Here is a 22,614-nt window from a genome sequence, read left to right on the forward strand (position 1 = left end):
GCCCGGCTCGGCGTGTCTGGCTTGGGCCAGGCCGGTTTCATGCGGCGGTGCAGGCAACTGATATGACAAGGCTCAACGTCGTCCTGCTGTTGGCTGTGATGGCCAGCGCGATCTACCTGGTGCACACCCAGTATGAGTCGCGTCGCCTGTTCACCGAGCTGGACCGGGCCACTGCCGAGGCGCGACGGCTGGAGACCGAGCATCAGCGCCTGCAGGTCGAAAAACGTGCACAGGCGACGCCGCTGCGCGTCGAAAAAATTGCACGGGCCCAACTGAACATGCGCACGGCCACGCCGGCCATCACGCAGTATGTGTCCGATCCCCAGGGCGTGGCGCCAGCCGCACCTGCATCTGCATCTGCAGCGGCACCTTCGCAGTCAGGGGGCGTGCAGCCATGAGCCGCAGCGTTCTTTACACGTCCAGCCCGCTGCTGGCCAGCAAGACGCCCGTCTGGCGCAGCAAATTCATCGTGGCCGCGATTGCACTGGGGTTTTTGGGGCTGGGTGCGCGTGCGGCCTATGTGCAGGTGTTTGACAACGCATTTTTTCAGCGCCAGGGCGAAGTGCGGTTTGCCCGCACCCTGGAGCTGCCAGCCAACCGTGGTCGGATTCTGGATCGCAACGGATTGATCCTTGCCTCCAGTGTGCCCGCGGCCAGCATTTGGGCGATCCCTGAGGATGTGGATCAGGACAAGCCCGAAATTCGTGCCAAGCTCAAGCAATTGGCCAAATTGCTCGATATGTCCCAAGCCGAGCTGCAAAAGAAGCTGGCCGATGAGGACAAGACCTTTGTCTGGATCAAGCGCCAGCTTGACTGGGACGTGGGCCAGCAGATTGCCGCACTGGATATCAAGGGCATCTACCAGCGCAAGGAATACCGGCGCCAATACCCAGAAGGTGAAGCCGCAGCACATGTGGTCGGCTTCACCAACGTGGAAGACCATGGGCAGGAAGGTATCGAGCTGTCCTTCGACAAAGACCTGGCGGGCAGGCCCGGGTCGCGTCGCGTGATCAAGGACCGCCTTGGGCGCGTGGTGGAAAGTGTGGGCGAGACAGTGCCCCCGAAGGACGGCAGCGACCTGCAGCTGTCCGTTGACAGCAAGGTGCAGTTTTTTGCTTACCAGAAGCTGCGCGACCAGGTGTTGGCGAACAAGGCCAAGGCAGGCAGCGTGGTGGTGCTTGATGCGCACACGGGCGAGGTGCTGGCGCTGGCCAACTACCCGAGTTATGTGCCCGACAAGCGCCAGAACCTGACCGGTGAGCAACTGCGTAACCGCGCGCTGACCGACGTGTTTGAGCCAGGCTCCACCATGAAGCCCTTCACCATCGGGCTGGCGTTAGAGACGGGCCGTGTGCGCCCCGACACCATCGTGGATACCAACCCCGGGCGGGTCACCATCACCGGCTCCACCATTTCCGACACCAGCAACCATGGGGTATTGACGGTCGAAGGTGTGATCCAGAAGTCGAGCAACGTTGGCACCACCAAGATCGCCATGCAGATGCCCGCGCGCGAAATGTGGGAGACCTTCTCGGCCGCCGGATTTGGCCAGAAGCCGCAGCTGCATTTCCCAGGCGTGGTCACGGGCCGGTTGCGCCCCTATAAAAGCTGGCGCCCGATCGAGCAGGCCACCATGTCGTATGGCTACGGCCTGTCGGCCAGCCTGTTTCAGATGGCGCGCTCCTACACCGTGTTTGCCAATGGCGGGCGCGTGATCCCCGCCACCATGCTCAAGTCCGATCATGCCGCTGTCGGCGTGCCTGTGTTCTCTGAGCGCACGTCCGACCAGGTGCGCAAGATGCTGCAGATGGCCGCCGGCCCTGGTGGTACGGGCCAGCAAGCCCAGACCGTGGGCTACTCGGTGGGCGGCAAATCAGGCACGGCGCGCAAACAGGTGGGCAAAAACTATGCATCGGGCAAATACCGCGCCTGGTTCACCGGCATGGCACCTATCGACAAGCCGCGCATCATTGTGGCCGTGATGGTGGATGAGCCCAGCAACGGCGTGTATTACGGCGGCGCAGTGGCGGCGCCTGTGTTCAGTGAGGTCGTGCAGCAGACGTTGCGCATGATGGGCGTGCAGCCCGACATGGCCGTCAAACCCCAGATCGTGGCCAACACGGTGGAGGAGCCACTGTGATGCGGTTGATCCATTCCCCCCAGGATGCGGTTCAATGGCTGCGTAGCCGTGTCACCGGCACGCTGCAGACAGACAGCCGCCTCGTAGCCCCAGGCGATGGCTTCATTGCGTGGCCCGGCGCGGCCACCGACGGGCGCGCCCACGTGGCCGATGCGCTGGTGCGCGGCGCCGCCGCCTGCCTGGTAGAGCACGCGGGCGTGGAGGCATTTGCGCTCGACGGCGAGCACATCGCGTCGCTGCAGGGCCTCAAGGCGGCCACGGGGCTGATTGCCGCGCAGTGGTTTGCCCACGCCTCCGACCGCATGGATGTGCTGGCCGTCACGGGCACCAACGGCAAGACCAGTACCACCTGGTGGCTGGCGGACGCGCTCAATCTGCTGGCCGATTCGGGTGCGGCGGGAGGCAAGCGCTGCGCCATTGTCGGCACGCTGGGCATGGGGCTTGCCCCCGCACTCACCTCCACCGGCATGACCACTCCCGACCCGGTGCGCTTGCAACGCGCGTTCGCGGAGTTTGCCGATCAGGGCTTGGGCGCCTGCGCCATCGAGGCGTCGTCCATCGGCCTGGCAGAGCGGCGGCTGGACGGCACGCACATGCGGGTGGCGGTGTTCACCAATTTCACCCAAGACCACCTCGACTACCACGGCAGCATGGCCGACTACTGGCTGGCCAAGCGCGCACTGTTCGACTGGAGCGGACTCCAGGCGGCGGTGGTGAATATCGACGACCCCGTGGGTATGCAGCTGCACGCGGAGCTGACCGGTTCTGCGCTCGACCTGTGGAGCATCGCGATGGACCGCGATGCGCGCTTGTGCGCCCGCGACATCGCGCTCGGTGAGCAGGGGCTGCGGTTCACCGTCGTGGAAGGCACCGACTGCCACCCAGTGCAAACCCGTGTGATCGGCCAGTACAACGTCCTGAACTTGCTGGGTGTACTGGCCACGCTGCGCACCCTGGGGGTTGCCCTGGCCGATGCCGTGGATGTCTGCAGCCGCCTGCAACCTGTGCCCGGGCGCATGCAGCGCTTGGTGGCTGCGGGTCAACCGCTGGTGGCCGTGGACTATGCGCACACCCCGGACGCCCTGGACAAGGCACTGCGTGCATTGCGTCCGCTGGCGGCCGAGCGTGGCGGCGCATTGTGGTGTGTTTTTGGCTGCGGTGGCGACCGAGACGCGAGCAAGCGCCCTCTGATGGGCGCGGTGGCACAGCAACAGGCCGATCACGTGCTGGTCACCAGCGACAACCCCCGCAGCGAAGCCCCCGCCGTGATCATTCACCAGATCTTGCAAGGCACGATTGCCGGGGATACGGTGGTCGCCGAGCCCGACCGCGCTGCGGCGATTGCCCACGCCATTGGGCAGGCACAGGCGGCCGATGTGGTGCTGATTGCCGGCAAAGGCCACGAAGACACCCAGGAGGCAGCAGGCGTGCGCTTGCCGTTTTCCGACATGGCCCACGCACAAAGTGCGCTGCAGGCCCGAGGAGCCCGCACATGGGCATGACACCGATGGACAAAATCACGCCCGGCCAATCCGGTTTGCCCGGCCCGGCCATGATGACCTTGCAGCAGGCGTATGCGCTGTTGCAGCCTGCTATTCCGTCGGCCCGTCTGGTGGGAGATGGTGCCACGCCGTTCGTGCGTGTGCACACCGATACGCGCAGCCTGTTGGGCGGCGACCTGTTCGTGGCGCTCAAGGGTGAGCGTTTTGATGCGAATGCCTTTTTGCCCCAAGCCCGCGCCGCTGGCGCTGTGGCCGCCATCGCTCACGGTGGGCTCGACGCTGCGGGCCTCGCCGGTATCGAAGTGCCCAGCAGCCTCGCGGCACTGGGCGTGCTGGCGGCAGGCTGGCGCGCGCAGTGGGATGTGCCGCTGATCGGTGTGACCGGCAGCAACGGCAAGACCACGGTGACGCAGATGATCGCGTCCGTTCTGCGCGCCTGGAAAGGCGACGCGGCGTTTGCCACGCAAGGCAATTTCAATAACGACATCGGCGTGCCCTTGATGTTGCTGCGCCTGCGCGCCAGCCACGCCGCTGCAGTGATCGAAATGGGCATGAACCACCCTGGCGAAATCGCCACGCTGGTGGCCATGGCGCGGCCCACGGTGGCGCTGGTTAACAACGCGCAGCGCGAGCACCTGGAGTTCATGCACACGGTAGAAGCAGTGGCCCGCGAAAACGGCTCGGTTTTTGCCAGCCTGCCCGCCGACGGCGTGGCCGTGTTCCCTGCAGGCGATGCCTACACCGGCCTGTGGCACACCTTGGCCGACGGGCGCCGGTGTATGACGTTTGGTGCGGATGGTGATGTCACCTGCACCAACGCCACGTGGCACAACGGCGCCTGGGCCGTCACGGTGGCCACGCCACAGGGCGCGTTGTCTACCCGGCTGCACATCGCGGGGCGCCACAACGTGACCAATGCGCTGGCCGCTACCGCCTGTGCGTTGGCCGCAGGGGTGCCACCCGCAGCCATTGCACAGGGGCTGAGCGATTTCGCACCGGTCAAGGGGCGTTCACGTGCATTCAGCGTGCCATGCGCGGGCCGCAGCATCACGGTGGTGGACGACACCTACAACGCCAACCCCGATTCCATGCGCGCAGCCATTAACGTGCTGGCCGAGCTCCCGCAGCCTCAACTGCTGGTGATTGGCGATATGGGCGAGGTGGGCGACCAAGGGCCACAGTTCCATGCGGAAGCCGGTACACACGCCCGGGCGGCAGGCATTCCCCAACTTTTTGCACTGGGTGCGCAATCCAGGCATGCGGCGGTGGCGCATGGCAATGCCCGGCATTTCACGGAGTTGAGCGCATTGCTGGACGGCGTGCGCGAAGCACTGCCGCTGGTCGGCAGCGTGCTGGTCAAAGGGTCCCGCTTCATGGCCATGGAGCGGGTGGTGGAGGCCATCGTCTCCACCGCGCAACCCTCGGCGCATGAACAAAAACAAGAACAACAACCCAAGCAGCCCGGCTTGATCCAGGCACCGGAGGGCCCCCATGGCGCAACCCACTGAACCCCTGTTGGTGCTCAATGCACCCCATTCACACCCCAACGCCGGAGGTGCGCCATGCTGCTGATGCTGTCGCAATGGCTGCAGGGGTTGTCGCCCGAGTTCGGTTTTTTTCGCGTGTTCCAGTACCTCACGTTTCGTGCGGTGATGGCGGCCATGACCGCCTTGTTGATCGGGTTGGTGGCGGGGCCCAGGGTGATCCGGTTGCTCACTTCTCTCAAGATCGGCCAGCCGATTCGTGGCTACGCGATGCAGTCGCACCTGTCCAAAAGTGGCACGCCCACCATGGGCGGCGTGCTGATCCTCATGTCGATTGCCATCTCGACGCTGCTGTGGTTTGACCTGTCCAACCGTTTCGTCTGGATCGTGTTGGTCGTGACGCTGGCGTTTGGCGCCATTGGCTGGGTGGACGACTGGCGCAAGGTGGTCAACAAGGACCCCGAGGGCATGCGTTCGCGTGAGAAGTATTTCTGGCAGTCGGTGATTGGACTGATGGCGGCGCTGTACCTGGTGTTCAGCATCTCCGAAAGCTCGAACGGCAAGGTGTGGGAACTGTTTGTGGGCTGGGTGCAGTCGGGCTTCTCGATGGACCTGCCTACCAAGGCGGGTTTGCAACTGCCGTTTTTCAAGGAAATCAGCTATCCGCTCGGTGTCTTGGGTTTCGTGATCCTCACCTACCTGGTGATCGTGGGGTCGAGCAACGCGGTCAACCTGACCGACGGCCTTGACGGCCTGGCCATCATGCCGGTGGTGATGGTTGGCTCGGCGCTGGGCGTGTTCGCTTATGTCACGGGCAGCTCGGTGTATTCCAAATACCTGTTCTTCCCGCACATTCCGGGCTCGGGCGAGTTGCTGATCTTTTGCGCGGCCATGGCGGGCGCGGGGTTGGCGTTCCTGTGGTTCAACGCCCATCCGGCGCAGGTGTTCATGGGCGACGTGGGCGCCTTGGCGCTGGGCGCAGCGCTGGGCACGATCGCCGTCATCGTGCGCCAGGAGATCGTGTTGGCCATCATGGGCGGCATTTTCGTGGTCGAGGCGCTGTCGGTGATGCTGCAGGTCGTCTGGTTCAAGTACACCAAAAAACGGTACGGCGAAGGCCGCCGCCTGCTGAAGATGGCGCCACTGCACCACCACTTTGAAAAGAGTGGCTGGAAAGAAACGCAGGTGGTGGTGCGCTTTTGGATCATCACCATGTTGTTGTGTCTGGTGGGCCTGACCACCCTGAAATTGCGATGAACCCGAACGACCCCCTCCACCCCGCTCACCCCGGTGCGCCCGACACCATGCCCGCCGAGGCAGGGATCGGCGCGGCCGCGCCTGGGGCACCGGAGGGTTCGCCAGAGGCGGATGGAGGCCGTGTTCCGCAGGCGCAGAAGAACCCCGCCGCCGAGGGCGGGGATGGTGTGGTCGCTCATACCGCTGACGTGGCTGCGGCAACGCTTGCGGGCGATGACGGACTGCTGGCCGGGCCAGATGAGTCCACCGTCAGCCCACCACCAGAGCCCGCCGCCGACGGGGATCTGACCCAGGCGCCGGCATCCAAAGCTGCGGGTGCGGGCCATGCCTGGGACCCTGAAGCGGTGCCCGCCGTCTCGGCCGCCAAGGCTGCGGCCGACTTTGTGGCGCAGATTTTTGCTGACGTAGCAACCCCCGACGCGGCTCCCGCAGCGCTGGCGTTGACCGAAGACGACGTTGCTGCCACGCCCGACGCTGCGGTCACCGAATCCGCAGCGCCTGCAGTTCGGCCTGGCGACAGCCTGCGTGCGTTGCTACAAGGCCGTCACATTCTTATTTTGGGTTTGGGCGCTTCGGGCCTGGCCATGGCGCGCTGGTGCGCGCGCTGTGGTGCACAGGTCACCGTGGCAGACACCCGCGTGGCCCCGCCCCAACTGGCGGTGCTGCAGCAAGAGATGCCCGACGTCCGATTCGTGCCGGGCGCTTTCGATGCCACCTTGGTACAGGGGCAGAATCTTGACGCGGTCTATCGATCGCCCGGGTTGAGTCCCGCTACGGTTGCTCCTGTATTTGTAGCTGCCAGCGATGGTGGAATAAGCGTTGGAGGCGAATTAAGCTTGTATTCTGCGGCGCTGGCCGCATTGCATGCATCGCATGGCTATGCGCCGGCGGTGCTGGCCATCACCGGCACCAATGGCAAAACCACTGTCACCTCACTCACCGGTCAATTGGTGGAGCGTGCGGGTCGCCGCGTGGCCGTGGCGGGCAATATCGGCCCCACGTTGCTCGACACGCTGGCCAGCCACTTGGATGCGGACACGCTGCCCGATGTGTGGGTGCTGGAGCTGTCGAGTTTTCAACTCGATGGCGTCACAGGTTTTGAGCCCACCGCAGCGACGGTGCTCAACATCACCCAGGACCACCTGGACTGGCATGGCGACATCGACGCCTACGCCGCCGCCAAGGCCCGGATCTTCGGCCAAACGGGCCTCATGATCCTGAACCGTGAAGACGCTGCCGTGATGGGCATGCTGCCGCCGCCCGGCCGCCCGAAGGCGGCAGCAGCCCCCTTGGGGGGCAGCGCAGCACACGCAGTGGCAAGCGTGGGGGCTCCCCAGCCAGTGCCGCCGCCCGTCAAGGTCAAGCTGCAGAAACCGCAGGTGCGCACGCATCTCACCTTTGGCGGTGACATGCCCCGGCGCCCGGGCGATTTTGGTATTGAGGTCGTGAGCGGCATGCCCTGGCTGGTGCGCGCGATGGATGCGGACGAAACGCGCAAGCGCGGCCGCAACGAGGCCGAGGAAGACCTGCACATTCAGCGCCTCATGCCGGCCGATGCACTGCGCATCCGCGGTCGCCACAACGCGGTGAACGCACTGGCGGCCCTGGCGCTGGCGTCCGCTGCGGGCTGCCCACTGGCGTCGATGCTGTACGGCCTGCGCGAATACCGGGGTGAGCCGCACCGCGTCGAACCCGTGGCCGTGGTCAACGGTGTGGAATTTTTTGACGACAGCAAAGGCACAAACGTGGGCGCCACGGTGGCGGCCCTCACCGGGCTGGGTGCCGAGCGCCGCCTGGTGGTCATTCTGGGGGGGGACGGCAAAGGGCAGGACTTTGCGCCGCTGGCCGCACCGGTCGCACGCCATGCGCGCGCTGTGGTGCTGATTGGCCGCGACGCGCCGCTGATCCGCGCGGCGTTGCAAGAGACGGGTGTGGCGCTGCTCAACGCAGAGACCCTGCCCGAGGCGGTGGGCCTGGCTGCGCAGCGGGCCCATGTGGGCGACGCCGTATTGATGTCGCCTGCCTGTGCCAGCTTTGACATGTTTACGGGGTATGAGCACCGTGCACAGGTGTTTTGCGACACCGTGCGGGCCCTGGCGGACGACGCCGGCCAGTCGGCGGAGGGCTTGGCATGACGGCATGGGTCAACCACCTGGGGCAGCGCTTTCAGCGGGTGTCGAGCTGGTTTGGTGGCCTGCCCGGCAAGGCGGCCGACGTGTTGCCCGTGCGGGTGGGGGGCATGGAATACCGCCGCTCGTCGAGCACCCCGGCCAGCGTGCTGGGGTTCGACCAGGCGCTGCTGTGGGTGGTGGTGGCGTTGTTGGCCTGGGGGCTGGTGATGGTGTATTCCGCATCGATCGCCATGCCTGACAACCCCCGTTTTGCCAACTACGCATCGACCCATTTTCTGACCCGCCACGCCTTGTATCTGGTGGTGGGTTTTGTGGCGGCATTGCTCGTTTTTCAGGTACCCATGGTGCTGTGGGAGCGCGTGGCGCCCTGGCTGTTCGTGGTTGCGTTGCTCATGCTCGTGGCGGTGCTGGTGCCCGGCGTGGGCAAGGTAGTCAATGGTGCGCGCCGCTGGCTGGCCATCGGGCCCGTGGGGTTCCAGCCGTCCGAGGTGGCCAAGTTGGCCGTGCTCATCTATGCCGCCGACTACATGGTGCGCAAGATGGAGGTCAAGGAGCGATTCTTCCGTGCCGTGCTGCCCATGGGCGCGGCGGTGGCCATCGTGGGTGTGCTGTTGCTGGCCGAGCCGGACATGGGCGCCTTCATGGTGGTGGCCGTGATCGCCATGGGCATCTTGTTTCTGGGTGGCGTCAACGCCCGCATGTTCTTCTTGATTGCCGGGGTGCTGGTGGGCGCCTTCGCCTTGATGATCGCCAGCTCGCCCTGGCGGCGCGAGCGGGTGTTTGCCTATCTGGACCCGTTCAGTGAACAACACGCGCTGGGCAAGGGGTACCAGCTCTCGCACTCGCTGATCGCCATCGGTCGTGGCGAGATTTTTGGCGTGGGCCTGGGCGGCAGCGTCGAAAAGCTGCATTGGCTGCCCGAGGCGCACACCGACTTCCTGATGGCCGTCATTGGCGAGGAGTTTGGTTTGGTGGGTGTGCTGGTGCTCATCGTGCTGTTCCTGTGGATGACGCGCCGCATCATGCACATCGGCCGCCAGGCCATCGCGCTGGACCGCGTGTTCTCGGGGCTTGTGGCCCAGGGCGTGGCGATCTGGATCGGTTTCCAGGCGTTCATCAACATGGGCGTGAACCTGGGCGCACTGCCCACCAAGGGGCTCACGCTGCCCCTGATGAGCTTCGGCGGCTCGGCGATCCTCGTGAACCTGGTGACCCTGGCCATCGTGCTGCGTGTGGATTATGAAAACAAACTGCTCATGCGCGGAGGCCGCGTATGAGCAGTTTGTTTCACCAAAACAGACTGCAGCAGCGCGCCAGCGATGCTGAATGCGCAGCACTTATGCGCGGAGGCCGCGTATGAGCCAGAAAGTCGCACTCATCATGGCTGGTGGCACGGGCGGCCACATCTTTCCGGGGCTCGCTGTCGCTGAAGAACTGCGCGCGCGCGGCTGGCGTGTGCACTGGCTGGGCGCTCCGGGCAGCATGGAGTCGCGCATCGTGCCTCCACACGGCTTTGCGCTGGAGCTGATCGACTTCTCGGGCGTGCGCGGCAAGGGCATTACCACCCTGGCGTTGCTGCCGCTGCGCCTTTTGCGCGCGTTCTGGCAGGCGCTGCAGGTCGTGCGCCGTGTGAAGCCTGACGTGGTGGTGGGCCTGGGGGGCTACATCACGTTTCCGGGCGGAATGATGGCCGTGCTCGCTGGCAAGCCCCTGGTGCTGCATGAGCAGAACTCGGTGGCCGGCATGGCCAACAAGGTGCTGGCTGGCGTGGCCGATCGCGTGTTCACCGCCTTCCCCCATGTGTTCAAAAAGGGCCAGTGGGTGGGCAATCCGCTGCGTACGGCCTTCACGCAGCAGCCCGGCCCGGTCGAGCGTTTTGCCGGACGCACCGGCCCTCTGCGTCTGCTGGTGGTGGGGGGAAGTCTGGGGGCGCGCGCACTCAATGAGATCGTGCCCCAGGCCGTGGCGCTGATGCCCGCTGCAACGCGCCCCCAGGTGATTCACCAAAGTGGTGCCACTCAGATTGACGCGCTGCGCGCCCACTATGCGGCCGCGGGCGTGGAGGCCGAGCTGACGCCTTTTATTGACGACACAGCCAGTGCGTTTGCGGCGGCGGATGTCATCGTCTGCCGCGCTGGCGCGAGCACAGTGACCGAAATCGCCGCCGTGGGTGCGGCCGCCGTGTTTGTGCCGTTCCCGTCAGCGGTGGATGACCACCAGACGACCAATGCGCAGTTCCTCGTGGACGCGGGCGGCGGTTGGCTGGTGCAGCAACGCGATCTGTCGCCCGAAGGGTTGGCAAAAATGCTATCAAATATGGAGCGGCCTGCGCTTGTGGATACAGCGCTCAAGGCCAAAAATATGCAAAAAATCAACGCCACCCGCGAAGTGGTCACAGCCTGCGAGGAGCTTGCAGCATGAAACACGCGATTCGCCACATCCACTTCGTAGGCCTGGGCGGTGCCGGCATGAGCGGTATCGCCGAAGTGCTGTTCAACCTGGGTTACAGCATCTCGGGCTCAGACCTGGCGGACAGCGCCACGCTGCGCCGCCTGCAGGGCCTGGGCATCAAGACCTGTCTGGGTCACGCGGCGGCCCACATCCATGGTGCAGATGCGGTGGTCACCTCCACCGCCGTGATGGCCGACAACCCTGAGGTGCTGGCTGCGCGTGACAAGAAAATCCCGGTCGTGCCGCGTGCGCTCATGCTCGCTGAGCTGATGCGCCTCAAGCAAGGCATCGCCATTGCCGGCACCCATGGCAAAACGACGACCACCAGCCTGGTGACCAGCGTGCTGGCCGAGGCGGGGCTGGACCCTACCTTCGTCATTGGCGGGCGCCTGAACAGCGCTGGCGCGAACGCCAAGCTGGGCAGCGGCGACTACATCGTGGTCGAGGCCGACGAGTCCGACGCGTCGTTCTTGAACCTGCTGCCGGTGATGGCCGTGGTGACCAACATCGACGCCGACCATATGGAGACCTATGGCCACGACTTTGGCCGGCTCAAGGGCGCGTTCGTCGACTTTCTGCACCGCATGCCGTTCTATGGTACGGCCATCCTGTGCGTGGACAGCCCGGCCGTGCGCGACATTCTGCAAAGCGTGACCTGCCCCATCACGAGCTACGGCTTCTCGGAAGACGCCCAGGTGCGCGCCATCAACGTGCGGGCCGAAGCCGGGCAAATGTGCTTTACCGTGCAGCGGCGCAATGGCGTCACGCTGCCCGACATGGACGTTGTGCTCAACCTCGCGGGCGAGCACAACGTGCTCAACGCGCTGTCGGCCATTGCCGTGGCGGTGGAGCTGAACATCCCGGACGAAGCCGTGCAGCGTGCGCTCTCCGGCTTCAAGGGCGTGGGACGGCGTTTTCAGCGCTACGGCGACCTGCCCGCCAAAGATGGTGGCGTCTTCACCGTGATCGACGACTACGGCCACCACCCTGTGGAGATGGCCGCCACGCTAGCGGCGGCGCGCGGCGCGTTCCCTGGGCGCCGTCTGGTGCTGGCGTTTCAGCCCCACCGGTACAGCCGCACGCGCGACTGTTTTGAGGATTTCGTCAAGGTCATCGGCAACGCCGACGCGGTGCTGTTGACCGAGGTGTATGCCGCGGGCGAGGCCCCCGTGGTGGCGGCCGATGGCCGCTCGCTGGCGCGCGCGCTGCGGGTGGCGGGCCGGGTGGAGCCGGTGTTCGTCGATAACGTGGCCGACATGCCGCAGGCCATTGCCGACAACGCCCGCGCGGGCGATGTGGTGATGTGCATGGGCGCAGGCTCCATTGGCGCCGTGCCCGGCAAGGTGGTTGAGATGCTACAAAATAGTGAGCTGGCAGCGCTGGAGGGGATTGCGCAATGAGCCTTTTTGATCCAAATGTTGACGTGAAAACCCTGGGCAAGGTGGCGGTGCTCATGGGCGGCGAATCGGCCGAGCGCGAGGTGTCGCTGATGTCGGGCAAGGGGGTGCTGCAGGCCCTGCGTTCGCGCGGTGTGGACGCCCATGCATTCGATCCGGCGCACAACAACCTGAGCGATTTGAAGCGGGATGGCTACGCGCGCTGCTTCATTGCCCTGCACGGCCGCCACGGCGAAGATGGCACGGTGCAGGGTGCGCTGGAGCTGCTGCGTATCCCGTACACCGGCTCGGGGGTGATGGCCTCGGCCATTGCGATGGACAAGGTCATGACCAAGCGCGTCTGGACCGCCGAGGGCCTGCCCACGCCGCGTTATGTGTGGCTGGCACCCGATCGCCAGCAGCGCGAAGTGGTGCGCCTGGTGCCCGACGAGCTGGGTTTGCCGCTGATCGTCAAGCCGCCGCGCGAGGGCTCGTCGATTGGCGTGACCAAGGTGCGTGGCTATTCGGACATGCAGGACGCAGTGACCTTGTCTGCCTGCTATGACCCCGACGTGCTGTGCGAGGAATTCATCGAGGGCGAGGAAGTGACCTGCCCCGTGCTGGGCCAGGGGGCTGCGGCGCGCGCGCTGCCGGTGATTCGCATTGCAGCACCCGATGGCGCCTACGACTACCAGAACAAGTATTTCACCGACGATGTGAAGTACCAGTGCCCGAGCGGCCTGCCCGAGGCCGAGGAGCGCGAGATCCAGCGCATCGTGCTGGAGTCCTACCGCACGCTGGGCTGCCGGGGTTGGGGCCGGGCCGACCTGATGATCCGGGCGAGCGACCGCAAGCCGTTTTTGCTGGAGATGAATACATCCCCCGGCATGACCGGGCATTCGCTGGTGCCCATGTCTGCACGGGCGGCTGGCATCAGCTACGAGGACCTGTGTGTGGGCCTGTTGGCTGCCGCTGCGCTCGACACCGCTGCCGTTGTTGTTTCTGCTGCTGCCGCACCGGCGGGAGGCGCGCGCGAATGAACAACACCCTGCCAGCGCCACTGGACGTCAAGCTCATGAACCTGACCGCGTCGGTCCTGTTCGTGGGCTGTGCCGCGCTGGTGCTGGCAGCGGGCGCCTGGTGGGTGTTTCGCTACCCGGGTTTTGCGATTGCCCGCATCGTGGTGGACGGCGATCTGGTGCACAACAACGCGGTGACGCTGCGGGCCAACGTGGGGCCTCATCTTGCCGGTAATTTCTTTACGGTGGACTTGCGGGCTGCGCGCGAGGCCTTCGAGCAGGTGCCCTGGGTGCGCCGCGCGCAGGTGCGGCGCGAGTATCCCGGCGGCCTGCGTGTACAGCTGCAGGAGCAGGATGCCGTCGCCTATTGGGGCCCCGAGGCAGGTTCGGCGCTGGTCAACAGCCACGGCGAGGTGTTCGAGGCCAACGTGGACGACGTGGAGCAGGAAGGGTTGCCGCGCCTGTCGGGGCCGGTCGGAAGCTCTGCCGAGGTGCTGCAGATATATGGCGTGCTGGCGCCCCTGTTCACGCCCCTCGGGTTGGAAGTGTCAGAGCTTGAGTTGACGGGGCGGGGCGGCTGGCGCGCCACGCTCGATAGCGAAGCAGTCGTGGAACTTGGTGGCGGTGATGAGCAGGAACTGGTGCAGCGCACAAGGCGGTTTGTGCGCACCCTGACGCAGGTCGCTGCGCAATACGGGCGGCGTGTCGATGCGCTGGAGTCCGCAGACCTGCGGCATGCCGGAGGGTACGCGCTGCAGCTGCGCGGGGTGACCACCGTGAGTGCCAATGTGACGCGCCCAGCCACAGCCGTGCGCAGGAGGTGATGGGACGTGACACAGAACATTCAGCGAAGGTTGCAGCACGCCGTGGTGCAGCGGGACAGAACAGAGAAGGGCAGGGACTGATATGGCAAGAGAATACAAAGATGTCGTGGTAGGGCTGGATATCGGCACGGCCAAGGTCATGGCCGTGGTGGCCGAGGTTCTGCCCAATGGCGAGCTCAAGCTCGCAGGCCTGGGGGTGGCCCCGAGCAACGGTTTGAAGCGCGGTGTGGTGGTCAACATTGATGCCACGGTGCAGAGCATTCAGCAGGCGCTCAAAGAAGCCGAACTGATGGCCGACTGCAAGATCCAGCGTGTGTACACCGGCATCACGGGCAGTCACATCCGTGGGCTCAACTCCAGCGGCATGGTGGCGGTGAAGGACAAGGAAGTCACCTCGGCTGACGTGGCGCGCGTGGTCGAGACCGCCAAGGCCATCAACATCAGCAGCGACCAGCGCCTGCTGCTGGTGGAGCCGCAGGAATTCGTGATCGATGGGCAGGACGTGAAGGAACCCATCGGCATGAGCGGCATCCGCCTGGAGGCCAAGATCCACATCGTGACCGGTGCGCAGAGCGCGGCCGAAAACATCATCAAGTGCGTGCGCCGCTGCGGGCTGGAGGTCGAGCAGCTCATGCTCAACCCGCTGGCCAGCAGCCAGGCCGTGCTGACCGACGATGAGCGCGAGCTGGGCGTGGTGCTGGTGGACATTGGTGCCGGCACCACTGACGTGGCCATCTTCACCGGGGGTGCGATTCGCCACACGGCGGTGATCCCGATTGCGGGTGACCTCATCACCAGCGACATCGCCATGGCGCTGCGCACGCCCACCAAAGACGCCGAAGACATCAAGGTCGAAAGCGGCTACGCCAAGCAGTTGCTGGCCGACCCCGAGGCCCAGGTGGAGGTGCCTGGCCTGGGCGACCGCAGCCCGCGCATGCTGAGCAAGCAGGCGCTGGCGGGTGTGATCGAGCCACGCGTGGAAGAAATTTTCTCGCTTGTGCAGCAGGTGATCCGCGAGTCGGGCTATGAAGAAGTGCTGTCGTCGGGCATTGTGCTCACGGGCGGCAGCTCCGTCATGCCCGGCATGATCGAGCTGGGCGAGGACATCTTCCTCAAGCCCGTGCGTCGCGGCATTCCCAAGTATTCCAGCGCCTTGTCCGACATGGTGGCCCAGCCCCGTGCCGCCACCGTGATGGGCTTGCTCGAAGAAGCGCGCCTGGCGCGGTTGCGCGGCTTCAAGGTGGCACAAAAGAGCGGGTCGATGAAGACCGCATTCGGCCGCTTCAAGGATTTCATCGTGGGGAATTTCTGACCATGAAATATCCCCTCTGGCTGGCGCGCGGTAGCCCACACCGAATACCGCGGGCGCGATGGCGATGTACAGGACCGCCGCGCTCCCCCCTACCCAACACCTTCTTCCCCATTTGGCAATTGCATACGAATCTAGAAACAGGAGCTCCAAGATGTCCATCGAAATGATCGAAGCCGAAGAATTCAACCAGGGCACGCAGATCAAGGTGATCGGCGTGGGCGGCGGCGGCAGCAACGCCGTTGAACACATGATTGCCCGCAGCGTGCAAGGCGTGGAGTTTGTCAGCGCCAACACCGACGCGCAGGCACTGACGCGCAGTTCGGCCCACCGTGTCATCCAGCTCGGTGGTAGCGGCCTGGGTGCGGGCGGCAAGCCCGAAAAGGCGCGTGATGCGGCCGAAGCCGCCGTGGAAGACATCCGCGACGCCATCCAGGGTGCGCACATGCTGTTCATCACGGCTGGCATGGGTGGCGGCACGGGCACGGGCGCTGCCCCCGTCATTGCGCGCATTGCCAAGGAAATGGGCATCCTGACCGTGGGCGTGGTCACCAAGCCTTTCGACTGGGAAGGCGGCCGCCGCATGAAGAACGCCGATGACGGCCTGGCCGAGCTGGAAGCCAACGTGGACTCGCTGATCGTCGTGCTCAACGAGAAGCTGCTCGATGTGCTGGGCGATGACATCACCCAGGACGAAGCCTTTGCCCATGCCAACGACGTTCTCAAGAACGCCGTGGGCGGGATCGCTGAAATCATCAACGAATACGGCCAGGTGAACGTCGACTTTGAAGACGTGCGCACCGTGATGGGTGAGCCCGGCAAGGCGATGATGGGCACGGCCACGGCCAGCGGCCCCGATCGTGCCCGTATTGCGGCTGAGCAGGCCATCGCCTGTCCGCTGCTCGAAGGCATCGACCTGTCGGGCGCCAAGGGCGTGCTGGTGCTGGTGACGGCCAGCAAGGGCAGCCTCAAGCTGTCCGAGTCGCGCCAGGCCATGAACACGATCAATGCCTATGCCTCGACCGACGCGCACGTGATCTTTGGTGCCGCCTATGACGAAACCTTGGGCGAAGAGATTCGCGTGACCGTGGTGGCCACGGGCCTGTCGCGTCAGAACGCGCGCCGCCAGCCCATCTCGGTGGTGCAAGGCGGTCTGCGCACAGGCACCGACAACATCGCCTACCAGATGCCTGTTGCTGGCGTGGGCGCAATGGGCGCGGTGGGGGGCCTGCAAGGAGGGCACGCCAGCACGGGCCAGGCAGACTACGGCAGCATGTCGGTGCCCAGCGTCTGGCGCACCAACCGCACCCAGGCAGCAGCCCGCGTGGACGCGCTGTCGTCTGGCGGCATGGACGATCTGGAAATCCCCGCGTTCCTGCGCAAACAGGCCGACTGATCGGTAAGCACCGGGCCGCCCGAATCACCATGGGGTGAATCAGGCGGCAAAAGAAGAAGCCCTGCCAGTGTCCGCTGGCAGGGCTTCTTTTATAGGGCTGCGGTATTCGCCTTGGCCTTGATATTGGCGGTGATTGGCACACGGGGAGGCCCCGATGTGCCTCCCCACGACGCCACCGGTGCTCTTTCAGGCCTAGAACGATTCCCAATCGTCGTTGTTGTCGGGCGTGGATTTTTTGTTGCTGTTTGCCGCGCTGGGCAAAGCCGCTACCGGGGCCCGGGCCGTGGGTGCTGGCCGCGCAGCGGGCGCCTTGCCCGATGCCGTCGGCTTGCCCAAGGCTGGCCGTGGCCCTGCTGCGCGAACCGCCGGGGCCGCAGCCGGTCTCGGTGCCGGGCTGGGCGACGGCCGGTGCGCGGCGGCGGGCGCTGGCGTGGTGGCTCTGGTGTTTGCACTGGCATTGCCATTGACGCGGAACAGTGCCACCACCTGGGTCAGCTTGACCGCCTGTTCGCGCAAGCTGTCGGCAGCGGCGGTGGACTCTTCCACCAGGGCGGAGTTCTGCTGGGTCATCTGATCGAGCTGGTTCACGGCCGTGTTGACCTGTGCAATGCCCTGGCTCTGTTCAGATGTGGCCGCGCGGATTTCCCCAATGATGTCGGTCACCCGTTGCACGCTGGCGACGATTTCCGTCATGGTCTCGCCCGCATTGCCCACCAGTTGCGTGCCGGACTCGACTTTCTCGACCGACGCGCCGATCAGCGCCTTGATCTCCTTGGCGGCATCTGCACTGCGCCCCGCAAGGCTGCGCACTTCACTGGCCACCACGGCAAAACCCCGGCCCTGCTCGCCAGCACGTGCGGCTTCCACGGCTGCGTTCAATGCGAGGATGTTGGTCTGAAACGCAATGCCGTCGATGACGCCAATGATGTCGCTGATCTTCTTGCTACTGGCGTTGATGTCTTGCATGGTGGACACCACCTGCGCCACCACCTGGCCTCCGCGCGCGGCCACTTCGGCGGCGGATGTCGCCATCTGGTTGGCGGTATGGGCGGATTCCGACGTCTGCTTGACGGTGCTGGTCAGCTCCTCCATGCTGCTGGCCGTGGTCTGCAGATTGCTGGCCGTGTCTTCGGTGCGGTGGGCCAGATCGTTGTTGCCCTGGGCAATTTCGGTCGACGCCGTGGCAATGCTGTCGGTGGCCGAACGCACGTCGGTCACCAGGCGTCGCAGCGAGGTCACCATGTGCGCGAGGCCGTCGAGCATCGAGCCTGGGTGGGCATTGGGAATGGGGGTGTCCAGGTTGCCCTGCGCCACTTCTGACATGACGGCAATGGCTTCTGCCGGCTCGCCACCGATCTGGCGCAGCACCGACCGCGACACGAACCAGCCAATCACCCCCACCACGAGAAAGATCGCCACCACCAACACCAGGCGCGATAGCAGGGCCTGGCGCAGCAGGATGTCCACGTCATCGGTGTAAAGCCCGGAGCCCACCATCCAGTTCCAGCCATCCACCTTGATGATGTATTGCAACTTTGGCACGGCGGTCTGTTGCCCGGGACGGGCGAACATCGTGGGCACAAATGCCGTGCCGTCTTTGCTGCTGCGCATGCCATTCACAAGCATTCCGATGATGTCTACCCCGGAGCCATCCTTGACCTTTCCGAGCATGTCCTGCCCGTCCCATTCGGTCTTGAAGGGGTGCATCACGCCAACCCCTTCGGTGGTCCAGATGTAGAAATACTCGGTTTTGCCGTCGGCGCCGCCATACCGTGCCATACGTAGGGCGTCTTTGGCGGCTTTTTGCGCTTCTTCCTGTGGCATTGCGCCGCTGGCCGCCTTGGCCTGATAGGCTGCCACGATGCTGCGCGCAGATTGCACAGCGGTGGTCAGCATGTCCTTGCGCGAGTCGGTGATCAGCCGCCGCTCCTGGACCAGTGACGCAACGGACATGATCAGCAGCGCTGCAAGCGCCGCGCCGATCATGAGCATGATTTTCATTTTGAAGCTGAGTTTGCTCATCGGGTTTCCGGAGACAGGGAGCCGGTTTGTAGTCTGTGGGTTGTGTGAGTTCTGTGGTCGCGACGCAGCGGTGCGGGGCGCCATGCAGTGCATGAGATACAAGCCTGCACGTTTCGATTGTGCGTTGAAGAGGGGTGGGCCGGCTGTACGTGAAAACGCGATATTGCGCCTGTTTTTTTGGCTGGCGGCCCCGTGTAGCCGCTAACCATGTGCTGACAGCGCTGTCCCGTGCGTTGTATGGCCGCAGAAACTAAAATAAGCACATGCTCCAGCAACGCACTCTCAAGACACTGACCCGCGCCGTAGGCGTCGGGTTGCACAGCGGCCAGCGGGTCGAACTGACCTTGAGGCCTGCACAGCCGGACACGGGCATCGTGTTCCGCCGGGTTGATCTGCCCGAGCCGGTGGACATCCCCATCCGCGCCGAGGCGGTGACGGACACCCGGCTGGCATCCACCATCTCGGTGGGCAGCGCCAAGGTGCATACGGTCGAGCACCTGATGTCTGCCTGCGCGGGCCTTGGCATCGACAACCTCTATGTGGACATCACGGCCGAAGAGGTGCCGATCCTCGATGGGTCGTCCGCGTCGTTCGTATTCCTGCTGCAAAGTGCGGGGGTGGAACTGCAGAACGCACCGAAGCGTTTCATTCGCGTCACGCGGCCCGTGGAGGTGCGTGAAGGCGAGGGCGCCGCGGTCAAGTGGGCGCGGCTGGTGCCCTACCATGGCTACAAACTCAGCTTTGAAATTGATTTTGACCACCCCGCCGTGGACTCGACGGGGCAACGCGTGGAGTTTGATCTGGGCAAAGGCAACTACAGCCGCGACATTGCCCGGGCACGCACCTTTGGTTTCACACGCGATGTGGAGATGATGCGCTCACACGGTTTGGCGCTGGGCGGCGGGCTCGACAACGCCATCGTGATGGATGACTACAAGGTGCTCAACAGCGATGGTTTGCGTTATGACGATGAGTTCGTCAAACACAAGATTCTGGATGCCATGGGCGACCTTTACCTGATCGGCAAACCCCTGCTGGCTGCCTATAGCGCGTTTCGGTCAGGCCACGCCATGAACAACCTGCTCTTGCGGGAGTTGCTGGCCCAGCGCGACGCCTGGGAGGTGGTCACGTTCGAGGACGACCGCCAGGCGCCAAGCGGTTTCTCGCAGCCGGTGCGCGCCTGGTGATCGGGGCGCTGGGTAGGTTTTCACCATGCTGATAGTTCGCTGGCTGGCCATGCTGCTGTTGCTCACGGCCGCTGTGTTGTTTGCTTTCTATGCGGGCACGGGGCAGGCGCGCTACAAACGCCTGGGGTTTATCGTCCTCAAGTGGCCCCTGATCGCGGGTGTGTGTTTCTTTGCCGTCGTTCTTGTTGGACGGCTGGGTTAGGCACTGGCGCATGGGCTCGGGGGCCAATCTTTTCGAGCTCTGGCCTATACTCGCGCCTGCTCCGGGGTGTGCGTAAGCGCTGAGATGCGAGGTGGCTGAAGAAATTCGGCAGGCCTTGCGAACCCGACGAACTTGATCCGGTTCATACCGGCGGAAGAAGAGCCGACCTCCTTGTCCCCGTGCCCGCAGTCCTTGTGGGCACGCCATGCCTCAGGTGCTGCCATGCGCAGCCACCCGAGGGGCGCACAGGTCCATTCCGGAGCAGACCCCACCGCCACCGGAACCAGGAGACCTGCCCATGAATGCCCCCGATCCCCACGCCAAACTGGCCAGCACCGAGAAGTTTGCCGAGCTGCTGGCACGCACGCGCGAGCCCTTCCCCGCATCCCGCAAAGCCTATATCCCCGGCCGTCTGCACACCGACCTGCGCGTGCCCGTGCGCGACATCGCGCTGACCAATGGCGAGCAGGTCAGCGTGTACGACACCTCCGGCCCCTACACCGACCCGAATGCCGTGATCGATGTGCGCCAGGGCCTGGCCAGCGTGCGCGGCGGCTGGATCACCGGCCGTGGCGATGTGGAGCATTACGAAGGCCGCGCGCCCGTGGCGCTGGACGATGGCCAAAAGAGCGAAGACGCCACGCGCCTCGCCCAGCTGCGTGCCGAAGCTGCCGCCCTGCAGCGCAAGCCGCTGCGCGCCAAAAGGACGAATGGAGTGGGTGCCAACGTCACGCAGATGCACTACGCACGCAAAGGCATCATCACCCCCGAGATGGAATACGTGGCCATCCGCGAAAACGGCAAGCGCGTGTGGATGGAGCAGTACATGGCCGACGCCGGCCGTGAAAAGCGCCTGATGGGCAACCCCATGGGCGCGAGCATCCCGCGCATCATCACGCCCGAATTCGTGCGCGACGAGGTGGCCCGGGGGCGCGCCATCATCCCCGCCAACATCAACCACCCCGAGGTGGAGCCGATGGCGATTGGCCGCAATTTCCTGGTCAAGATCAACGCCAACATCGGCAACTCGGCCGTCACGTCCAGCATTGAAGAAGAAGTGGAAAAGCTGGTGTGGGCGATCCGCTGGGGTGCCGACAACGTGATGGACCTGTCCACTGGCAAGAACATCCACACCACGCGCGACTGGATCGTGCGCAACTCGCCCGTGCCGATTGGCACCGTGCCGATCTACCAGGCGCTCGAAAAAGTGGGCGGCGTGGCTGAAGACCTGACCTGGGAAATCTTCCGCGACACGCTGGTGGAGCAGGCCGAGCAGGGTGTGGACTACTTCACCATCCACGCCGGCGTGCGCCTGGCCTACATCCACCTCACGGCTAACCGCCGCACGGGCATCGTCTCGCGCGGCGGCTCCATCATGGCCAAGTGGTGCATGGCCCACCACCGCGAGAGCTTTTTGTACGAGCACTTCGAGGACATCTGCGACATCATGAAGGCGTACGACGTGTCGTTCAGCCTGGGCGACGGCCTGCGCCCCGGTTGTGCATCGGACGCCAACGACGAAGCCCAGTTCGCCGAGCTGCACACGTTGGGCGAGCTGACCCAGGTGGCCTGGAAGCACGACGTGCAGACCATGATCGAAGGCCCAGGCCACGTGCCCATGCACATGATCCAGGCCAACATGACCGAGCAGCTCAAGACCTGCCATGAGGCACCGTTCTACACCCTGGGCCCGCTCACCATCGACATCGCACCGGGCTACGACCACATTGCCAGCGCCATTGGCGCCGCCATGATCGGTTGGATGGGCACGGCCATGCTGTGCTACGTGACGCCCAAGGAGCATCTGGGCCTGCCTGATCGCGACGACGTCAAGCAAGGGATCATTGCCTACAAGATCGCCGCGCATGCAGCCGATGTGGCCAAGGGCCATCCCGGCGCCCGCTCGCGCGACGATGCGCTGAGCCAGGCACGTTTCGACTTCCGCTGGCAGGACCAGTTCAACCTGGGCCTGGACCCCGAGACGGCCAAGGAATACCACGACGAAACCCTGCCCAAAGACTCGGCCAAGGTGGCGCATTTCTGCTCCATGTGCGGCCCCAAGTTCTGCTCCATGAAGATCACCCAGGAAGTGCGCGACTTCGCAAAGCAAAAGGGTGTGGCCGAGGCCGATGCGTTGGCGCAGGGCATGCAGACCAAGGCCGTGGAATTCCAGAAGAACGGGGGCGAGTTGTACATCCCGCTCAAGCCGGTGTGAGCGTGGTGCAATAAGTGCAGCTACTGGCCCCGAGGATTCCCTGAAACAGGCCCCCGGGGCCGTGCTTACCCTGTGGGGTGGACGGCCCTGCCCGGCAT

General features: G+C 64.8%; 17 protein-coding genes and 1 riboswitch. Of the genes, 16 read left to right on the forward strand and 1 reads right to left on the reverse strand.

What is annotated here, in order from left to right; translation table 11 throughout:
• Positions 1 to 62: 62 nt before the first annotated feature.
• The 13 genes from ftsL to ftsZ all read left to right on the forward strand — a co-directional run bounded on the left by ftsL (position 63) and on the right by ftsZ (position 16,890).
• Positions 63 to 398, forward strand: coding sequence for a cell division protein FtsL (gene ftsL, locus KI609_RS03890; protein WP_226447302.1), 336 nt, complete (start codon positions 63 to 65; stop codon positions 396 to 398).
• Positions 395 to 2,140 (forward strand): peptidoglycan D,D-transpeptidase FtsI family protein, encoded by a 1,746-nt coding sequence (locus tag KI609_RS03895; protein ID WP_226447304.1) that lies wholly within the window; start codon positions 395 to 397, stop codon positions 2,138 to 2,140. The genes ftsL and KI609_RS03895 overlap by 4 nt, the downstream gene beginning before the upstream one ends.
• Positions 2,140 to 3,642 carry a UDP-N-acetylmuramoyl-L-alanyl-D-glutamate--2,6-diaminopimelate ligase gene (locus KI609_RS03900; protein ID WP_226447306.1) on the forward strand — a complete coding sequence of 501 codons (1,503 nt, stop codon included), beginning with the start codon at positions 2,140 to 2,142 and terminating at the stop codon, positions 3,640 to 3,642. The genes KI609_RS03895 and KI609_RS03900 overlap by 1 nt, the downstream gene beginning before the upstream one ends.
• Positions 3,633 to 5,150, forward strand: a complete 1,518-nt coding sequence (locus tag KI609_RS03905) for a UDP-N-acetylmuramoyl-tripeptide--D-alanyl-D-alanine ligase (protein ID WP_413463368.1) — start codon at positions 3,633 to 3,635, stop codon at positions 5,148 to 5,150. The genes KI609_RS03900 and KI609_RS03905 overlap by 10 nt, the downstream gene beginning before the upstream one ends.
• A 54-nt stretch (positions 5,151 to 5,204) precedes the next feature.
• Positions 5,205 to 6,383: a phospho-N-acetylmuramoyl-pentapeptide-transferase gene (mraY, locus tag KI609_RS03910; RefSeq protein WP_226447308.1), complete on the forward strand. Its 1,179-nt coding sequence runs from the start codon at positions 5,205 to 5,207 to the stop codon at positions 6,381 to 6,383.
• Entirely contained in the window at positions 6,380 to 8,518 is a 2,139-nt protein-coding gene (locus KI609_RS03915) for a Mur ligase family protein (protein ID WP_226447310.1), read from the forward strand. Before mraY ends, KI609_RS03915 begins: the two co-directional genes overlap by 4 nt.
• Positions 8,515 to 9,792, forward strand: a complete 1,278-nt coding sequence (gene ftsW / locus KI609_RS03920; RefSeq protein ID WP_226447312.1) for a putative lipid II flippase FtsW — start codon at positions 8,515 to 8,517, stop codon at positions 9,790 to 9,792. The genes KI609_RS03915 and ftsW overlap by 4 nt, the downstream gene beginning before the upstream one ends.
• Positions 9,793 to 9,871: 79 nt before the next feature.
• Entirely contained in the window at positions 9,872 to 10,936 is a 1,065-nt protein-coding gene (murG, locus tag KI609_RS03925) for an undecaprenyldiphospho-muramoylpentapeptide beta-N-acetylglucosaminyltransferase (RefSeq protein WP_226447314.1), read from the forward strand.
• Positions 10,933 to 12,366, forward strand: coding sequence for a UDP-N-acetylmuramate--L-alanine ligase (gene murC, locus KI609_RS03930; protein ID WP_226447316.1), 1,434 nt, complete (start codon positions 10,933 to 10,935; stop codon positions 12,364 to 12,366). The genes murG and murC overlap by 4 nt, the downstream gene beginning before the upstream one ends.
• A complete protein-coding gene (locus KI609_RS03935) occupies positions 12,363 to 13,382 on the forward strand; it encodes a D-alanine--D-alanine ligase (RefSeq protein WP_226447318.1) in 1,020 nt (339 codons plus the stop codon). Before murC ends, KI609_RS03935 begins: the two co-directional genes overlap by 4 nt.
• Complete coding sequence (locus KI609_RS03940) at positions 13,379 to 14,185, forward strand: cell division protein FtsQ/DivIB (protein ID WP_226447320.1); 807 nt, start codon at positions 13,379 to 13,381, stop codon at positions 14,183 to 14,185. The genes KI609_RS03935 and KI609_RS03940 overlap by 4 nt, the downstream gene beginning before the upstream one ends.
• An 82-nt stretch (positions 14,186 to 14,267) precedes the next feature.
• Positions 14,268 to 15,497 carry a cell division protein FtsA gene (gene ftsA, locus KI609_RS03945; RefSeq protein WP_226447322.1) on the forward strand — a complete coding sequence of 410 codons (1,230 nt, stop codon included), beginning with the start codon at positions 14,268 to 14,270 and terminating at the stop codon, positions 15,495 to 15,497.
• 151 nt (positions 15,498 to 15,648) lie between these two features.
• Positions 15,649 to 16,890 carry a cell division protein FtsZ gene (gene ftsZ / locus KI609_RS03950; RefSeq protein WP_226447324.1) on the forward strand — a complete coding sequence of 414 codons (1,242 nt, stop codon included), beginning with the start codon at positions 15,649 to 15,651 and terminating at the stop codon, positions 16,888 to 16,890.
• Positions 16,891 to 17,082: 192 nt separating this feature from the next.
• On the opposite strand, the gene KI609_RS03955 is transcribed toward ftsZ, so the two are convergent.
• Positions 17,083 to 18,912: a methyl-accepting chemotaxis protein gene (locus KI609_RS03955; RefSeq protein ID WP_226447327.1), complete on the reverse strand. Its 1,830-nt coding sequence runs from the start codon at positions 18,910 to 18,912 to the stop codon at positions 17,083 to 17,085.
• A gap of 263 nt (positions 18,913 to 19,175) precedes the next feature.
• Between KI609_RS03955 and lpxC the strand changes: the two genes are divergently transcribed.
• The 3 genes from lpxC to thiC all read left to right on the forward strand — a co-directional run bounded on the left by lpxC (position 19,176) and on the right by thiC (position 22,516).
• The gene (lpxC, locus tag KI609_RS03960; RefSeq protein ID WP_226447329.1) at positions 19,176 to 20,099 is read left to right on the forward strand and encodes a UDP-3-O-acyl-N-acetylglucosamine deacetylase; all 924 of its coding nucleotides are present in this window, start codon (positions 19,176 to 19,178) and stop codon (positions 20,097 to 20,099) included.
• Between the two features lie 25 nt (positions 20,100 to 20,124).
• Positions 20,125 to 20,301 carry a hypothetical protein gene (locus KI609_RS03965; protein ID WP_226447331.1) on the forward strand — a complete coding sequence of 59 codons (177 nt, stop codon included), beginning with the start codon at positions 20,125 to 20,127 and terminating at the stop codon, positions 20,299 to 20,301.
• A gap of 52 nt (positions 20,302 to 20,353) precedes the next feature.
• Positions 20,354 to 20,477, forward strand: a riboswitch (TPP riboswitch).
• A 122-nt stretch (positions 20,478 to 20,599) separates the two neighbouring features.
• The gene (gene thiC, locus KI609_RS03970) at positions 20,600 to 22,516 is read left to right on the forward strand and encodes a phosphomethylpyrimidine synthase ThiC (protein ID WP_226447333.1); all 1,917 of its coding nucleotides are present in this window, start codon (positions 20,600 to 20,602) and stop codon (positions 22,514 to 22,516) included.
• The last annotated feature ends 98 nt before the right edge of the window (positions 22,517 to 22,614 follow it).

The organism is Acidovorax radicis, from assembly GCF_020510705.1.
GTDB lineage: Bacteria > Pseudomonadota > Gammaproteobacteria > Burkholderiales > Burkholderiaceae_C > Acidovorax > Acidovorax radicis_A.

Coding starts and splice junctions, on each gene's coding strand:
- ftsL (WP_226447302.1), top strand. CDS start 63: ATGACAAGGCTCAACGTCGTCCTGCTGTTGGCTGTGATGGCCAGCGCG.
- murG (WP_226447314.1), top strand. CDS start 9,872: ATGAGCCAGAAAGTCGCACTCATCATGGCTGGTGGCACGGGCGGCCAC.
- KI609_RS03955 (WP_226447327.1), bottom strand. CDS start 18,912: ATGAGCAAACTCAGCTTCAAAATGAAAATCATGCTCATGATCGGCGCG.
- lpxC (WP_226447329.1), top strand. CDS start 19,176: ATGCTCCAGCAACGCACTCTCAAGACACTGACCCGCGCCGTAGGCGTC.
- murC (WP_226447316.1), top strand. CDS start 10,933: ATGAAACACGCGATTCGCCACATCCACTTCGTAGGCCTGGGCGGTGCC.
- ftsW (WP_226447312.1), top strand. CDS start 8,515: ATGACGGCATGGGTCAACCACCTGGGGCAGCGCTTTCAGCGGGTGTCG.
- KI609_RS03915 (WP_226447310.1), top strand. CDS start 6,380: ATGAACCCGAACGACCCCCTCCACCCCGCTCACCCCGGTGCGCCCGAC.
- KI609_RS03905 (WP_413463368.1), top strand. CDS start 3,633: ATGGGCATGACACCGATGGACAAAATCACGCCCGGCCAATCCGGTTTG.
- KI609_RS03940 (WP_226447320.1), top strand. CDS start 13,379: ATGAACAACACCCTGCCAGCGCCACTGGACGTCAAGCTCATGAACCTG.
- ftsZ (WP_226447324.1), top strand. CDS start 15,649: ATGTCCATCGAAATGATCGAAGCCGAAGAATTCAACCAGGGCACGCAG.
- thiC (WP_226447333.1), top strand. CDS start 20,600: ATGAATGCCCCCGATCCCCACGCCAAACTGGCCAGCACCGAGAAGTTT.
- KI609_RS03895 (WP_226447304.1), top strand. CDS start 395: ATGAGCCGCAGCGTTCTTTACACGTCCAGCCCGCTGCTGGCCAGCAAG.
- KI609_RS03935 (WP_226447318.1), top strand. CDS start 12,363: ATGAGCCTTTTTGATCCAAATGTTGACGTGAAAACCCTGGGCAAGGTG.
- KI609_RS03900 (WP_226447306.1), top strand. CDS start 2,140: ATGCGGTTGATCCATTCCCCCCAGGATGCGGTTCAATGGCTGCGTAGC.
- mraY (WP_226447308.1), top strand. CDS start 5,205: ATGCTGCTGATGCTGTCGCAATGGCTGCAGGGGTTGTCGCCCGAGTTC.
- KI609_RS03965 (WP_226447331.1), top strand. CDS start 20,125: ATGCTGATAGTTCGCTGGCTGGCCATGCTGCTGTTGCTCACGGCCGCT.
- ftsA (WP_226447322.1), top strand. CDS start 14,268: ATGGCAAGAGAATACAAAGATGTCGTGGTAGGGCTGGATATCGGCACG.